Below are 16590 nucleotides of genomic sequence, written 5' to 3'. Positions count from 1 at the left end.
CGAGCAAGCCCGCTCCCACATCGTTTTTTAGTGTTGCCACTATCGCGAACACACCGCCGAAACCTGTGGGAGCGGGCCTGCCCGCGAAGGCGTATCGTCAGTAAACGCACCTGCAACTGACACTGCGCTTTCGCGAGCAGGCTGGCTCCCACACTGGCTTTCCAGTGTTGCCACTACCGCGAACACACCGACGAAACCTGTGGGAGCGGGCTTGCCCGCGAAGGCGTTTCGTCAGCCAACGCATCTGCGGCTGACACTGCGCTTTCGCGAGCAAGCCCGCTCCCATCAGGGAATAACAGTGATGGCCGTGGTGTTATTGCCAGCCAAACCGGCGAATGTAGAACCCTTTCACCGCTTGAGTCAGCGCCATGTACGCCAGCAGAATCACCGGCAGGAACACGAAGTACAGCGACGGCAGCGCCTGCAGTTTGAAGTAGTGCGCCAGCGGTCCCATCGGCAGAAAGATGCCGACCGCCATGATGATCGCGGTCATCACCAGCAACGGCATTGCGGCACGGCTCTGCAGGAACGGAATCTTCGGCGTGCGGATCATGTGCACGATCAGCGTCTGGGTCAGCAACCCGACCACGAACCAGCCAGACTGAAACAGGGTCTGCTGCTCCGGCGTGTTGGCGGCGAACACGTACCACATCAAGGCAAAGGTGGTGATGTCGAAAATCGAACTGATCGGGCCGAAGAACAGCATGAAGCGTCCGACGTCGCCCGGCTGCCAGCGCTGTGGTTTTTTCAGCATGTCCTCGTCGACGTTATCGAACGGAATGGCGATCTGCGAAATGTCATAGAGCAGGTTCTGCACCAGCAGGTGCATCGGCAACATCGGCAGAAACGGAATGAACGCACTGGCGACCAGCACCGAGAACACGTTGCCGAAGTTGGAACTGGCGGTCATCTTGATGTACTTGAGCATGTTGGCGAAGGTACGCCGCCCTTCGAGCACGCCCTCCTCCAGCACCATCAGGCTCTTTTCCAAGAGGATGATGTCGGCCGCTTCCTTGGCAATGTCTACCGCGCTGTCCACGGAAATACCGATGTCGGCGGTGCGCAATGCCGGCGCATCGTTGATCCCGTCACCCATGAACCCGACCACGTGGCCATTGCCCTTTAGCAGACGCACGATGCGCTCTTTGTGCGATGGCGTCAGGCGGGCGAAAACGTTGGTGGTTGCCACGGCCACGGCCAGTTCGGCATCGCTCATGCGCTCGACGTCATTGCCCAGCAGCAATCCCTGTTGGGCGAGGCCCACTTCGCGGCAGATCTTGGCGGTGACCAACTCGTTGTCGCCGGTCAGCACCTTCACCGCCACGCCATGTTCGGCCAAGGCCTTGAGCGCCGGCGCGGTGCTTTCCTTGGGTGGGTCGAGGAACGCCACGTAGCCGATCAGCGTCAGTTGCTGCTCATCGGCCAGGCTGTAAGTGTCGCGTCCTTGGGGCATCGAGCGCGCGGCCACTGCAACGACGCGCAAGCCCTCGGCATTGAAGGTTGCGGTGACCTGACGAATCCGCGTCAGCAATTCTTCACTGAGGGCTTCATCGGCCTCGCCGTGACGCACTCGGCTGCACACCGCCAGCACTTCTTCCACCGCGCCTTTGCAGATCAATTGATGCGGCTGGCCGCGCCCTTCAACCACCACCGACATGCGCCGCCGATTGAAGTCAAACGGGATCTCGTCGACTTTGCGAAACGCCGTGCCGACTTTCAATTCGCGGTGGACTTCCACGTGTTCCAGCACGGCGACATCCAGCAGGTTTTTCAGGCCGGTCTGGTAGTAGCTGTTCAAGTAGGCCATTTCCAGCACGTCGTCGCAGTCCTCACCCCAGACGTCGACGTGGCGCGCCAGAAAAATCTTGTCCTGAGTCAGCGTGCCGGTCTTGTCGGTGCACAGCACGTCCATCGCGCCGAAGTTCTGGATCGCGTCGAGGCGCTTGACGATGACTTTCTTGCGCGACAGGAATACCGCACCCTTGGCCAGGGTTGAGGTGACGATCATCGGCAGCATTTCCGGGGTCAGGCCGACGGCAATCGACAGGGCGAACAGCAGCGCTTCGGTCCAGTCGCCCTTGGTGAAACCATTGATGAACAGCACCAGCGGCGCCATCACGAACATGAACCGGATCAATAGCCAACTGACTTTGTTCACGCCCATCTGGAAGGACGTCACCGCTCGGTCGGTCGCTCCGACGCGCTGCGCCAGCGCACCGAAATAGGTGCGGTTGCCGGTGGTCAGGACCACCGCCACCGCGGTGCCGGAGACCACGTTGGTGCCCATGAACACAATGTTGTCCAGCTCCAGTGGATTGCGCGTGTCGCGTTGCGCCTGATGGGCGAATTTCTCCACCGGCATCGATTCCCCGGTCATCGCGGCCTGACTGACAAACAGATCCTTGGCACTGAGCACCCGGCAATCGGCGGGAATCATGTCGCCGGCCGAGAGTGCAATGAGATCGCCCGGCACCAGTTGCTTGATCGGCAATTCGCGGCGCGGCGCATCACGGCGCAGCACCGTAGCGGTATTGCTGACCATGGCTTTGAGCGCATCGGCGGCCTGGTTGGATTTGCTTTCCTGCCAGAAGCGCAGCAGCGTCGACAGCACTACCATGGAAAAAATCACCACGGCGGCCTTGAGGTCTTCAGTCAGCCACGAGATCACCGCGAGCAAAGTCAGCAGCAGGTTGAACGGGTTTTTGTAGCAGTGCCACAAGTGCACCCACCACGGCAGCGGCTGCTCGTGTTCGACTTCATTGAGTCCGTATTGCACACGCAGCGCGGCGGCCTCGACATCATTGAGGCCATCGCCGTGCGTACCCAGTGCGGACAACACGGCGGTGCTGTCGCCCTGGGCGGCATCGACCAGCGTATTGGCCAGGGTTGGCGGCACTTCACGGCTGACCGTGGTGTCGTTGATCGATTCCAGCAGCGCCAGGCGACGAAAGTGCCGGGCGATGTGGCGAGTGCGCAGAAAACCTGCGAAAAATTCCTTGAGCGTCAGTTTCATGGCTGTGGCCCCTATGGTCAGCCGGGAAACCGTCAAGCAGGTACGGCCGCGCCGCTGCCACCGGAAAAGCCGGCACGGCAAGGCGTGGCGCGCCGGTCAAAAAGACCGGCGTGTCGATAGCGTGCGATCACGACAGCAAGTCGCAATCACGCATCGTTCAGCGTCGATGAGAAGGACGTCGAGACATGCCCCGGGACGGGCCATGCACGGGATGCCGCTGCTCGCTTTTTTCGGCGAGACAACGGCAGGGAAAGGCTGCGCGTTATCTTGCCGAGAATCTGCCGGTTACCGAGACCGGCCGACAACTGTCACTCGAACAAGTACCCACTGTGGGTCTCCGCTTTGGTTGAAAACGCGAGAAGCTTACGCCCCGATGTTTGGGGAGTAAACCGGAAAAAGAGGTGATCGGAGAGAATGTGGCGGGTGTTCAGGAGGGGTTCAGATTCAGCATTTTCGCTGCGTTCAACGGCCCCTTCGCGAGCAGGCTCGCTCCCACATTTTGTCCTGCGTACACAGAATCATTGTGGGAGCGAGCCTGCTCGCGAAGGCGGTGTGTCGGGCGATGCAGAACTCAGCTGGCGGTGGCCAGCAACAGGTCTGCCACCGAACGGCTGTGCCCGCGATGCTTGCCATGCTCGTACAACGAGCCGGCAATTTCATCGGCACGGATCGGCAGCACCGACAGCAGTGTATCGCTCAGGCCATGACTGGCCTGACAGAAACCCTGCATGTAGATACCGGCCTTGCAGCGCTCGTCAGTGATCAGTTTGTAGTTGCGATCGACCTCGAAGTCGCCCAGGTATTCTTCCAGCGGCGCCAGCAACTGGCGGTGCATCTGGCGTTCGTAACCGGTGGCCAGGACCACGGCATCGTAATGACGCACCGTGACCTCACCCGTGGCGTTGTTGCGCACGGCCAGTTCGACACCGTTTTCGGTCGCCGTGGCTTTCTCGACGGTGGTCAAAGTGCGGAATGCGTGACGGGCGACACCGGAGACCTTCTGGCGATAGAAGATGCCGTAGATGCGCTCGATCAGATCGATGTCGACCACCGAATAGTTGGTGTTGTGGTACTCGTTGACCAGGCGCTCGCGCTCGGCGCTGTTCTGCTGGAATACCAGGTCGGTGAACTCCGGCGAGAACACTTCGTTGACGAACGGGCTGTCGTCCGCCGGTTTCAGCGCCGAACCGCGCAAAATCATGTCGACCTGCACCGACGGGAACGAATCGTTCAGGTCAATGAACGCTTCTGCCGCACTCTGCCCGCCGCCAATGATCGCGATGCTCATTGGCTGATTGTTCACACACGGCTGTTTGGCCATTTGCGACAGGTATTGCGAATGGTGGAACACCCGGCGATCGCCTTTCAGCGCCTTGAACGCCTCGGGAATACGCGGCGTGCCGCCGGCGCTGACCACCACTGAACGCGTAGTGCGCACGAACTGCTGGCCGTCGCTGCCACGGGAAATCACCCGCAACGCCTCAACTTGATGGTTGTGCAGTACCGGCTCGATGGTCAGCACTTCTTCGCCATACCGGCTCTGCGCGGTGAACTGCCCGGCCACCCAGCGCAGGTAGTCGTTGTATTCCATGCGGCACGGATAAAAGGTGCCGAGGTTGATGAAATCGACCAGACGCCCGTGGTGCTTGAGGTAGTTGACGAACGAATACGGGCTGGTCGGATTGCGCAAGGTCACCAGATCCTTGAGGAAGGAAATCTGCAACTCGCTTTGCGTCGACAGGGTGTTGCCGTGCCAGCTGTAGTCGGCCTGCTTGTCGAGGAACAGCACATCCAGCTCGCCGTGGCTCGGACCGCGCTCTTGCAGAGCGATGGCCAGCGCCAGGTTCGAAGGGCCGAAACCGACGCCGATCAGGTCGTGAACGATGGGCGATGCAATTGCCTGAGTCATTTCCAGTGTCCTCTGGATGAACCCCTCAACAAGGGGCAAGGAGAGCCTAAGTAACCCGTCTGGCCTTGTGCAGGACAGCAGGTCGTCTGTTGAGTAGGAACGAGGACAGTGAAATAAAATTTAACGCCGGCAGCTCAATGGGCATCCCATTGTTTGATGCGCAGGCGGCAATGTTTCATGGCGTTGACAATGTGTTTCTCGACCAGCGCTTTGGAAATGCCAAGCTGTTCGGCAATTTCAGCGTGCGACAGGCCCTCGATCTTGCGCAGCAGAAAACTCTCGCGGCACGCTGGCGACAGTTCTGCCAATGCACGCTGAAGCATGTCCAGGCGTTGACCATGGTCCAGAGGGCACTGCGGAGATTGCGCGAAATAGCGCTCTTCGTTATCGAGTACTTCCAGCGGCTCGACCTGACGCAGCGCATTGCGCCGATGGTCATCGATGACCAGATTCAGCGCCGTGCGATAAAGAAACGCCCGGGGTTGCTCGATCGGCGTGTCGCTGGAACGCTCCAGCACACGCAGATAAGCGTCATGCACCACATCTTCGGCGACCTGACGGTTGCCGAGCTTGGCGTTCAGGAAACACACCAGCTCTCGATAGTAGTTTTCCAACATGACTCCCGGCCGCAAACCTGCGGGTTCTGTGCTAGGCACACTGATCCACGAGCGCGTCAGACGCAGTAGCAAGATAGTGGCAGCTTGAGCCGCGTAATTTATAGTAATTCTCATATAGATTTAAAGTGGTGTTTGTCATTGCCTGATAAAAAATCCTCGTCTATAGCTGTTACTTCGTGTGTCTGCGCTTAAATTCCCTCGCCTGTCTATCGTTTACAGGACAGCTCCCCGTATCTGTCGCGCCCCTGCGACAGCGTTCATGCTGCCCGAATCTGTCTGCCAGCAAGAACGACGGGCCGATTTTCACTGGCCGGAACCCTGCATGAAACGTCCCCGCCCTGCCCGACGCGCGCTGCTCGCAATCCTTTGTCTGATCCCGGTTGTCGCTTATGCCGCGTGGCAATTCCTGCCGCCAGGCCGGGATAAATTCACCACCGTGCAAGTCACCCGGGGTGATATAGAAAGTAGCGTCACCGCGCTGGGCACCCTGCAACCGCGGCGTTACGTGGACGTCGGTGCGCAGGCCTCGGGCCAGATCCAGAAGATCCACGTGGAAGTCGGTGACGTGGTCAAGGAAGGCCAGTTGTTGGTGGAAATCGATCCGTCGACACAAAAAGCCAAACTCGACGCCGGACAGTTCTCCATCGAGAATCTCAAGGCGCAACTGCAGGAACAACGCGCCCAGCACGAACTGGCGCAACAGAAATTCCAGCGTCAGCAGAACCTCGCCGCCGGTGGCGCGACCCGTGAAGAAGACGTGCAGACCGCCCGCGCTGAATTGAAAGCCACCCAGGCGCGCATCGACATGTTCCAGGCGCAGATTCGCCAGGCCCAGGCGAGCCTGCGCAGCGATCAGGCCGAGCTGGGCTACACGCGCATTTATGCGCCGATGTCGGGCACGGTGGTCAATATCGATGCCCGCGAAGGCCAGACCCTCAACGCACAGCAGCAGACACCCTTGATCCTGCGGATCGCCAAGCTGTCACCGATGACCGTGTGGGCGGAGGTTTCCGAGGCCGACATTGGCCACGTCAAACCCGGCATGAGCGCTTACTTCACCACCCTGAGCGGCGGCAACCGGCGCTGGAGCAGCACCGTGCGGCAGATCCTGCCGGTGCCGCCGAAACCGCTGGACCAGACCAGCCAGGGCAGCGGCAGCCCCAATAGCACGAACAAAAGCGGCAGCGGTCGTGTGGTGCTCTATACGGTGTTGCTCGATGTCGAAAACGGCGACAACGCGCTGATGGCCGAGATGACCACCCAGGTGTTCTTCGTCGCCGGCGCCGCCAAAGGCGTGCTGACTGCTCCGGTCGCCGCCCTGCACAGCGACGGCCTGCAAGCCGGCAGCCAGACCGCGCGCGTCGTGGCGAAGAACGGCGACATCGAGCACCGTCAGGTCCGCACCGGGCTCAGCGACCGCTTGCAGGTGCAGATCCTCGACGGCCTGCAAGAAGGCGATTATCTGTTGATCGGCCCGGCCGAAGGCAGCGGAAGCTAAATGCCAACGCCGCTGATCGACCTCAAAGACATCCGCAAATCCTACGGCGGTCAGGACACGCCGCAAGTCGACGTGCTGCGCGGGATCGACCTGTCGATTCATGCCGGCGAGTTCGTGGCGATCGTCGGCGCTTCCGGCTCCGGCAAGTCGACGCTGATGAACATCCTTGGCTGCCTCGACCGGCCGACCTCGGGCGAATACCTGTTCGCCGGGGAAAACGTCGCCCACCTGAGCAGCGATGAACTGGCCTGGTTGCGCCGCGAAGCCTTTGGCTTTGTGTTTCAGGGTTATCACCTGATTCCGTCGAGCTCCGCGCAGGAAAACGTCGAGATGCCGGCCATTTATGCCGGCACGCCTGCCGCCGAGCGCCACGCCCGGGCGGCGGCCCTGCTGCAGCGCCTGGGTCTGGCTGAACGCACAGGCAACCGCCCGCATCAATTATCCGGCGGTCAGCAGCAGCGGGTTTCGATTGCCCGGGCCTTGATGAACGGTGGCCATATCATCCTTGCCGACGAACCGACCGGTGCGCTCGACAGCCACAGCGGCAAAGAGGTCATGGCGCTGCTCGACGAGCTGGCGAGCCAGGGCCACGTGGTGATTCTGATCACGCACGATCGCGAAGTCGCCGCCCGCGCCAAGCGCATCATCGAGATTCGCGACGGGCTGATCATCAGTGACAGCGCCGAGGAAACGCCTCACGCACAAACCTCGGCCAATCCCGGCGCCTTGCAGGCCGTGGACTTGCGCAAACGCCTCAGCGAAGGCGCCGAAGCCACGGGCGCCTGGAAAGGCGAACTGGTCGATGCCGTGCAAGCGGCGTGGCGAGTCATGTGGATCAACCGCTTTCGCACCGCGCTGACCCTGCTCGGCATCGTCATTGGCGTCGCCTCGGTGGTGGTCATGCTTGCGGTCGGCGAAGGTAGCAAGCGCCAGGTCATGGCGCAAATGGGCGCGTTCGGTTCGAACCTTTTGTACCTGGGTGGCGCCTCGCCCAATCCGCGCACGCCGCAGGGCATCATCACCCTGGATGACGTGGCGGCGCTGAAAACCCTGCCACAAGTCAAACGCATCATGCCGGTGGCCGGCGCCGAAGTGGTGGTGCGTTTCGGCAACCTCGACCAGAGCGCTTATGTCGGCGGCAACGACACCAACTTCCCGAGCATCTTCAACTGGCCGGTGATCCAGGGCAGTTACTTCACCGACGCCGACGAGCGCAACGCAGCGCCAGTGGCGGTGATCGGCACGAAGATTCGCGACAAACTGCTCAAAGGCGTCGCCGACCCGATCGGCCAGTACATCCTCATCGAAAACGTGCCGTTCCAGGTGGTCGGCGTGCTTGCCGAAAAGGGTGCAAGCTCCGGCGACCAGGACAGCGACAACCGGATCGCGGTGCCCTACTCCGCCGCGGCCATTCGCCTGCTCGGCGGGCACACGCCGGAATACGTGGTGATTGCCGCCAGTGATGCACGCAAGGTCAAAGAAGCCGAGCTGGCCATCGACGACCTGATGCGACGCCTGCACGGCAAACGCGATTACGAACTGACCAACAACGCGGCGATGATTCAGGCCGAGGCCCGCACGCAAAACACCCTGTCGCTGATGCTCGGCTCGATTGCCGCGATCTCGCTGCTGGTGGGCGGCATCGGCGTGATGAACATCATGCTCATGACCGTGCGCGAGCGCACCCGCGAGATCGGTATCCGCATGGCGACCGGCGCGCGCCAACGCGACATTTTGCGACAGTTCCTCACCGAGGCGGTGATGCTTTCGGTGGTCGGCGGACTGGCCGGCATCGTCCTCGCGCTGCTGGTCGGCGGGGTCCTGCTGATCAGCGAAGTCGCCGTCGCCTTTTCCTTGCTGGCGGTACTCGGCGCGTTTGGCTGCGCCCTGGTCACCGGCGTCGTCTTCGGCTTCATGCCCGCTCGCAAAGCTGCCCGGCTCGACCCGGTCACGGCCCTTACCAGTGAATGATCGATCTATGAAACCGTGTCTCAGTCTCTTGACCGTGTGCCTGTTGCTCAGCGCTTGCGGCAGCCCCGCCCAGCGTCCGCAGAGCGGCATCCAGCCGCCCGCCGCGTGGCAGATGCCGCACAACGACCGCCTCGTGCGCAACGACGCACAATGGTGGACGCAGTTCGGCAGCCGCGAACTTGACGGCTTGATCAGCCAGGCCCGGGCCGGCAGTTTCGACCTGGCCGCTGCGGTCGCGCGCGTGCAGCAGGCCCGTGCCACCACCGTGATCGCCGGCGGCTCGTTACTGCCAGAGGTCAAGGCAGGCATGAACGCCAATCGACAAAAGCTGCTGCGCGGCAACGGCTACAGCCAACTGGACGCCGACAGCAGCAACAAGGCGGTGGATTACTTTGATGCCAATCTCAACGCCAGCTATGAAATCGACTTCTGGGGCGGCCAACGCGCCAGCCGCGACAGCGCACAATTGAACCTGCGCGCCAGCGAATTCGATCAGGCCACGGTTGAGCTGACCCTGCTCGGCAGCGTCGCCGACAGCTACGCGCAAACCTTGTCGTTGAACGAGCAAAGCCGTATCGCCGAGCTCAATCTGAACAACGCCCTGAGCGTACTCAAGCTGGTCCAGACGCGTTTCGACTCAGGCTCGGCCACGGCCCTTGAACTGGCTCAGCAAAAAAGCCTGGTAGCGGCGCAACAGCGCCAATTACCCCGAGTGCAACAACAGGCGCAAGAAGCCAGAATCACCCTCGCCGCCCTCCTCGGCCGCCCGGTCCAGGAATTGCCGGCCAGCGAGGAAAACTTTGATCAATTGCAATGGCCGGTCATCGGTGCCGGCGTACCGAGTGAACTGCTCAACCGCCGTCCGGACATCGCCCGTGCCGAAGCGCAGTTGGCCGCCGCCCGTGCCGACGTCACGGTGGCTCGGGCGAAGATGCTGCCCAGCGTCACCCTCAGCGCCGAACTGGGTTCGGGCTCCGATCGGTTCAGCGACATGCTGCGCAGTCCTTTCTACAACCTGACCGCCGGACTGGTGGCGCCGATCTTCAACAACGGCCGTCTCAGTGCCGAACGCGACAAGGCCAGCGCCCGCCAGGAAGAGCTGTTGCAAAACTATCGCGGCGCAATCATCAACGGCTTTGCCGACGTCGAAAAAGCCCTCAACAGCATCCGCGGGCTGGACGAACAACGGCAGTGGCAAAGCGAAGAACTGAACCAGGCCCAGGTTGCCTTCAACATCGCCCAGAGCCGCTATCAGGCCGGCGCCGAAGACTTGCTGACCGTGCTGGAAACCCAGCGCACGCTGTACGCGGCGCAGGATCAGAACGTGCAATTGCGACTGTCGCGGTTGCAGGCAAGCATTGCCTTGTACAAGGCGCTGGGTGGGGGGTGGCAGGCGCAGTAATCCGGCGCCGGCGAAACTGTCTTCGCGAGCAGGCTCGCTCCCACATTTTGTCCTGCGAATACAGAATCATTGTGGGAGCGAGCCTGCTCGCGAAGGCGGTGTCGGGTCCAGACAAAATATCTGCTGAACCCGCATGACCGACGTCAAACCTCTTTTTGCCTGACCTTCAAATGGCGCGCATACCACGGGCGCTTCGGCACGCGGCGGAACAATCCGGAGAGGATTTTCTCGTCTTCGCTGAAGGTAATGCGCAGCGCCAGCTTCATGGTTTCCGGGTCCATTTCCATCGACTTGCCGACCTGCAAACCCGGCGTCGTGCTGCAGCCATGGGTGACCGGGCCCAGCCACGGATCATCGATCTCGACCCAGCGTCCCGGCGCGAACCAGTCCACGCCATTGACCTGCTGACGACGGACTTCGCCCGGATGAAAACGCTCGTGCGCCCTGAACCAGTCTTCGAGGCGATCGTCGATCCAGCCGTGAAAATGCCAGAACACCGGATTCACATGGGAGGAAAACGGATCGCCCAGAAAGTCGTTTTCAGCGGCGTACCAGCGCGCGGAGAAATCCGCCGGATCGCGGGCGAACGGCACTGGCTGACCGTTGGACGGATCACGCGGTACCGAGGCCCAGCGCATGTGCAGCCAGTCATGCAGACCCAGCTCCATCTCTGAACCCAATTGCCCCAGGGTCAGCTTCGACAGATAACGCGGGTCGCGGTACTGCGACTCCCAGACCTGAAAGTTGCTGTGATAGGTCTCCGCCGTTTTGATGTCGCTGACCCACTGGGTGTAGTCAGCGTCATCGCTGGCGATCCAGGTCGGGGGCAAGGCGTAGCCGTCATGGTTATCAAAATAACGGGCAAATCCCTGGCGATCGCGTTCAAGCTCCGGCTGCGGCATCGGGAAGGCCGGCCACGACGGCAAGTCCTGCATCGAGCGCGCCGTACCGAGCATGTGCCGGTGCATGAAAAAGAAGTCGATGCCCGAGCCATTGCGATCTTTGCGCGGCCCACGCGCGTCCCGTTCCTTGTCGCGCGGCCCCGGCTGCCAGCCGATACCGCGCAACGCTTCACGCTTGTCTTCGGGCAAGGTATGCCACTTGTCACGCGACGCATGCCAGAGCTGATGGAACAGACGATGTTCGGGAGAAATCAGCCAGGCCAGCAAGGTCGGGTTGAGACCGATGCGCTGGCGTGCCTCGGGAAACAGCTGTTTGTGCGCGACGAAACGGTTGTCCTGCTCGGGCAGACCCAGCGGTCGATCCAGGCGCACAATGCGCCCACTGATCGTGCCACTGCCGGCATTGCCGAAATCGGCCCAGACCTCATCCAGCACCACGGCCAGTTCATAAGTCGGCGCGCCGTCCGCCGCCCGTGAATCAATCAGACGCCAGTACAACTCGGCAGGTTTGCCCTGCGCCAGATCGCCAATGATCCGGTAACGCGGCTCCTCGTCACCGCGCAGGCGTTGCGCGCTATCCAGATAGCCGCGCAAACCGCGGCCGCGCTGGGCAACATCAAGAAACAGTTCCAGTCCGTGCAGCGGCAAGTCATCGAAGCCGATTCGCGCGCCGTCGAAACGAATGCTCCAGACCCCGCGCAAGGCATTCGCCAATTGCTGACCGGCCGTGTCCGCCAGATCGACCGTAGCTTCGCCGGGCGTGATCGTCGGATCAGGCTTCGTCCATTGGCGATGCCCGTAAAACGCGGCAGGCACGGCAGCGCCGGTCAGCGCCAGGCCTGCCATGAACCATCGTCGAGAAATCTTCATTGCCCTACCTGTGTCAGCCATGAAGCAGGCTTTATCCAAGCTAGAACGTTTGCTGAGCGGGCAAATTTACGCGAGCGCTGCGATCTTTTCGGGCCAGCTAAATTTCCTGCCCAATCGCTCGTTCTTTCCAGATAGCAAAGGCCTCTGCGCCTGCACCTCGACGGCGAACTGACTGAGATGGCAATGACAAAACCACGTTCGAAAAAGGCTCTATACATCGGCCTGCCGCTGGCTCTGGCGATCAGCGCCGGTGCAGGCTTTGCCGCCTGGGATCACTGGTTCAAGGACAACCCTGGCTACCCGGCCAAGGTGCTCAAACAGGCCGATGAACTGCAGGATCGCTTGCTCTCGTTCGACAGCCACATCACCGTGCCGCTGGATTTCGGTACTGCCGGCAATGAGGTCGACAAGGACGGCAGTGGCCAGTTCGACCTGGTCAAGGCCAGTCGCGGACGTCTGTCCGGTGCAGCGCTGACGATCTTTGGCTGGCCGGAAATGTGGAACGGCCCGAACGCGCCCCACAAGCCCACCGACGGTTTTGTCGAGGAGGCGCGCAACCAGCAGGAGGTGCGCTACAAAATCATCTCCGGCATGGTTCGCGACTTCCCCAATCAGGTCGCCATCGCCTACACCCCGGATGACTTCCGCCGTCTGCACGGCGAAGGCAAGTTTGCCATCTTCATCAGCATGCTTAACGCCTATCCGCTGGGCAACGATCTGGACCTGCTGGACACCTGGGCTGCGCGCGGCATGCGCATGTTCGGCTTCAGTTACATCGGCAACAACCAGTGGAGCGATTCGTCGCGACCGCTGCCGTTTTTCAATGATTCCCCGGACGCCCTAAACGGCCTCTCGGAGGTCGGCAAGCAAGCCGTGCACCGCCTCAACGACCTGGGCGTGATCATCGACGTTTCGCAGATGTCGACCAAGGCCCTGGAGCAAGTCGCACAACTGAGCCGCACGCCTATGGTCGCCTCGCATTCGGCGCCGCGTGCCTCGGTGGATATTCCGCGCAACCTCAGCGACAAGGAGATGCAACTGATCAAGCAAAGCGGTGGCGTGGTGCAAGTGGTCGGTTTCTCGGCCTACCTGCGACCGCTGACCCAAGGCACCCAGGACAAACTCAACGCCCTGCGCGCACGCTTTGATCTGCCACCGCTGCCGAACCTGGCGATGGCGTTGATGCCGGGCGATCCGATCATCGCCGCGTGGCCGGAACAGAAGTTCGGCCAGTACGCCGGCCAGCTGTACGCAATCCTCGAAGAAGAGCCGAAAGCCACGCTCAAGGATCTCGGCGATGCGATCGATTACACCGTGCGCAAAATCGGCATCGACCACGTCGGCATCGCCTCGGACTTCAATGAGGGCGGCGGCGTCAAAGGCTGGGAAAACGTCGGCGAGATCCGCAACGTCACCGCCGAACTGTTGCAGCGCGGCTATTCCGAAGCCGACATCGCCAAGCTCTGGGGCGGCAACTTCCTGCGCGTCTGGGACCAGGTGCAAAAAGCTGCGAAACCCGTGGCCAGCCTGAATTCTTCTTTGCGAGCAGAAGCGAACCGTCCCCATGACTGACCGTCGTACTTTTCTCAAACAGGCCGGCATCCTTGCCGCCAGCCTGCCGCTGGGCGCTGCCGTTCACGCCTCGGCGCCAGGCGCCGCAGCGATTGCGACAGCCGTGCCGAAGGACAAGTGGGCGCAACTGCGCCAACTGTTCAATCAGGATCCCGCCTACCTGCACTTCTCCAACTTTCTCATCACTTCGCACCCGCGTCCGGTGCAGGAAGCCATCGACCGGCACCGCGCAACCCTCGACCGCAACCCGGGCTTGATGATGGATTGGGACCTCGAGGAAACCTGGAAGCACGAGGCCGAGGTGCGCGAATGGGCCGGGCGTTATCTGCAAGCCAAACCGGCGCAGATCGCCCTGACGGGCAGCACCACCGAAGGTCTCGCCGCGATCTACGGCGGTATTCATGTGCGTGCGGATCAGGAGATTCTCACTACCGTTCACGAGCATTATTCGACCGAGTTCAGCCTCGACTTCCGGGTGAAGAAGCAAGGCACGCAGGTTCGCAAGATCAAACTGTTCGAAGACGCCCATCGGGTCTCGACAGAGGAAGTGCTGAGCGCGATTCGCCAGGCGATTCGCCCCAACACTCGGGTGTTGGGCATGACGTGGGTGCAATCGGGCAGCGGCGTGAAACTGCCCATCGGCGAGATTGGCAAACTGGTCGATGAGGTCAACCGCACGCGCGCCGACGCCGACCGGATTCTCTATGTGGTCGATGGCGTTCACGGCTTTGGTGTGGAAGACCTCAGCTTCCCGGACATGCACTGCGATTTCTTCATTGCCGGCACCCATAAATGGATGTTCGGCCCGCGCGGCACCGGGATCATCTGTGCCCGTTCCGAGCAGCTCAGGGACGTCACGCCGAGCGTGCCGACGTTCTCTCAAGACACCGACTTCGCCACCAGCATGTCACCCGGCGGCTATCACGCCTTCGAACATCGCTGGGCGTTGAGCGAAGCGTTCAAGTTGCATCTGCAACTGGGCAAGGCCGAGGTGCAGGCACGCATCCATGAACTCAACACGTATCTCAAGCGACGCCTGCAAGAACATCCGCAGATCGAGCTGGTGACGCCGCTGAGCCCGGCACTGTCGGCCGGGTTCACCTTCTTCCGGGTCAAGGACCGCGACTGCGACAAAATCGCCGCCTACCTGATGAAAAACCGCGTGGTGGTCGATGCCGTGGAACGCGACGTCGGGCCGGTGGTGCGCACCGCGCCGGGCCTGCTCAACACCGAAGCGGAAATCGATCGATTCATGACGCTGCTGGTCACGCAGCTATGACCTTCACGACTGTTGTCTTCCCTTGCTCGAGACCCCACATGAACAGTGACATGCTTATCCCAACGCGACGCGTCCCGACCTTGAAACTGCTGGCAGGGCTGGCGCTGAGCGCATCGCTCGCCGGCCTGTTGCCGGGCACCGCCGCGGCCGCCGAACCGCTGCCGGCGGGCAAGGTGTTCAAGGACTGCAAAAATTGCCCGGAAATGGTCGTGTTGCCCGCGGGCAAATTCACCATGGGCACCCCGGAAACCGAAGTCGGCCGCGAGCCCGACGAAGGCCCGATGCACGAAGTGACGTTTGCCAAGGCATTCGCCATGAGCCGCTTCCAGATCACCGCCGGTGAATGGGACAGCTACGTCAAGGAAACCGGGGTGAAGATCGCCAACGGCGATACGCGCCCAGGTCGCGAATGCGTGGCAAGCAAACCACGCTATAAACAGGAACCGCGGCAACCGGCGGTGTGCATGGATTTTGCCGACGTGCAGGCGTATGTCGCCTGGCTGTCGAAAAAGACCGGGCAGAACTACCGCATGGTCAGCGAAGCCCAACGCGAATACGCCGCGCGCGCCGGCTCGACCGGGCCCTTCCCGTTCCCGTTCGATGCAGCGGGCGAATACAGCATCGCCAAGCATGCCAACACCTACGGCCCGACCGATGGCTACAGCTTCAGCTCGCCGGTGGGTAGCTATCCGCCGAACGCCTTTGGCGTGTACGACATGCATGGCAATGTCTACGAATGGATCGCCGACTGCGAACATCCCAACTATGTTGGCGCGCCAACCGATGGCAGCGCCTGGGTCGAACCCGGTTGCGAGTCGTACAACATCCGCGGCAACGACTGGGGCGAAGCGCCGGTATTCTCGCGCTCTGGCAACCGCAACAATATCTACCCCTCCACCCGGGGCGACTGGATCGGCTTTCGCGTAGTGCGCGATCTCTGAAACGCGCCGAAACGACAAGATCCGGGTGCGAGCGAGCTTGCTCGCTAAAGCGCACTGTCAGCTACAGATGCATCGCCTGACCTGACGCCTTCGCTAGCAGGCTCGCTCCCACAGTTTTTGTGCCGAACCCGGTCAGAACCATCACCATAAGCCTGTGTGGGAGCGAGCTTGCTCGCGAAAGCGGTGGGTCAAGCGGTGGAGATGTTGACTGTGCTGGCCTCTTCGCGGGCAAGCCCGCTCCCACAGGTTCTTGTGCCGGACCCGGTCAGGAACATCACCACAAGCCCGCTCCCACAGGTTCTTGTGCCGAACCCGGTCAGGAACATCACCACAAGCCCGCTCCCACAGGTTTTTGTGCCTGCCCCCGGTCAGGAGCATCACCACAAGCCAGTGTGGGAGCGGGCTTGCTCGCGAAAGCGGTGGGTCAGGCGGCAGAGATGTTGACTGTGCTGGCCTCTTCGCGGGCAAGCCCGCTCCCACAGGTTTTCGTGCCGGACCCCGGTCAGGAGCATCACCACAAGCCAGTGTGGGAGCGAGCCTGCTCGCGAAAGCGGTGGGTCAGGCGGCGGAAATGTTGGCTGTGCTGGCCTCTTCGCGAGCAGGCTCGCTCCCACAG

General features: G+C 61.6%; 10 protein-coding genes. 6 read left to right on the top strand and 4 right to left on the bottom strand.

Annotated elements, in window-relative coordinates:
* Nucleotides 1-313 precede the first annotated feature (313 nt).
* The 3 genes from mgtA to HU755_RS23965 all read right to left on the bottom strand — a co-directional run bounded on the left by mgtA (nt 314) and on the right by HU755_RS23965 (nt 5539).
* The gene (gene mgtA / locus HU755_RS23975; protein WP_186637234.1) at nt 314-3013 is read right to left on the bottom strand and encodes a magnesium-translocating P-type ATPase; all 2700 of its coding nucleotides are present in this window, start codon (nt 3011-3013) and stop codon (nt 314-316) included.
* 571 nt (nt 3014-3584) lie between these two features.
* A complete protein-coding gene (locus HU755_RS23970) occupies nt 3585-4922 on the bottom strand; it encodes a lysine N(6)-hydroxylase/L-ornithine N(5)-oxygenase family protein (RefSeq protein WP_186550995.1) in 1338 nt (445 codons plus the stop codon).
* Nucleotides 4923-5056: 134 nt separating this feature from the next.
* Entirely contained in the window at nt 5057-5539 is a 483-nt protein-coding gene (locus HU755_RS23965; RefSeq protein ID WP_186550994.1) for a sigma-70 family RNA polymerase sigma factor, read from the bottom strand.
* 322 nt (nt 5540-5861) lie between these two features.
* Between HU755_RS23965 and HU755_RS23960 the strand changes: the two genes are divergently transcribed.
* The 3 genes from HU755_RS23960 to HU755_RS23950 are packed head-to-tail and all read left to right on the top strand — an operon-like array spanning nt 5862 to nt 10410.
* Nucleotides 5862-7037: an efflux RND transporter periplasmic adaptor subunit gene (locus tag HU755_RS23960; RefSeq protein WP_186550993.1), complete on the top strand. Its 1176-nt coding sequence runs from the start codon at nt 5862-5864 to the stop codon at nt 7035-7037.
* The gene (locus tag HU755_RS23955; protein WP_186637227.1) at nt 7038-9008 is read left to right on the top strand and encodes a MacB family efflux pump subunit; all 1971 of its coding nucleotides are present in this window, start codon (nt 7038-7040) and stop codon (nt 9006-9008) included.
* 7 nt (nt 9009-9015) lie between these two features.
* Complete coding sequence (locus HU755_RS23950; RefSeq protein ID WP_186637224.1) at nt 9016-10410, top strand: efflux transporter outer membrane subunit; 1395 nt, start codon at nt 9016-9018, stop codon at nt 10408-10410.
* 143 nt (nt 10411-10553) lie between these two features.
* Here HU755_RS23950 and HU755_RS23945 read toward each other — a convergent pair whose 3' ends face one another.
* Nucleotides 10554-12182 carry a PvdJ/PvdD/PvdP-like protein gene (locus tag HU755_RS23945; RefSeq protein ID WP_186637221.1) on the bottom strand — a complete coding sequence of 543 codons (1629 nt, stop codon included), beginning with the start codon at nt 12180-12182 and terminating at the stop codon, nt 10554-10556.
* A 183-nt stretch (nt 12183-12365) separates the two neighbouring features.
* On the opposite strand from HU755_RS23945, the gene pvdM reads away from it, so the two are divergent.
* From pvdM to HU755_RS23930, 3 genes are read left to right on the top strand one after another with little or no spacing between them, the layout of a single operon-like run.
* Nucleotides 12366-13754, top strand: coding sequence for a pyoverdine-tailoring dipeptidase-like protein PvdM (pvdM, locus tag HU755_RS23940; protein WP_186637218.1), 1389 nt, complete (start codon nt 12366-12368; stop codon nt 13752-13754).
* Nucleotides 13747-15033 carry an aminotransferase class V-fold PLP-dependent enzyme gene (locus HU755_RS23935; protein ID WP_186637209.1) on the top strand — a complete coding sequence of 429 codons (1287 nt, stop codon included), beginning with the start codon at nt 13747-13749 and terminating at the stop codon, nt 15031-15033. Before pvdM ends, HU755_RS23935 begins: the two co-directional genes overlap by 8 nt.
* A gap of 50 nt (nt 15034-15083) precedes the next feature.
* Nucleotides 15084-15974, top strand: a complete 891-nt coding sequence (locus tag HU755_RS23930) for a formylglycine-generating enzyme family protein (RefSeq protein ID WP_186637206.1) — start codon at nt 15084-15086, stop codon at nt 15972-15974.
* The last annotated feature ends 616 nt before the right edge of the window (nt 15975-16590 follow it).

This window comes from Pseudomonas sp. SWRI111 (genome assembly GCF_014268555.1).
Lineage (GTDB): Bacteria > Pseudomonadota > Gammaproteobacteria > Pseudomonadales > Pseudomonadaceae > Aquipseudomonas > Aquipseudomonas hamedanensis.
This window is presented reverse-complemented; position numbering and strand designations above follow the sequence as displayed.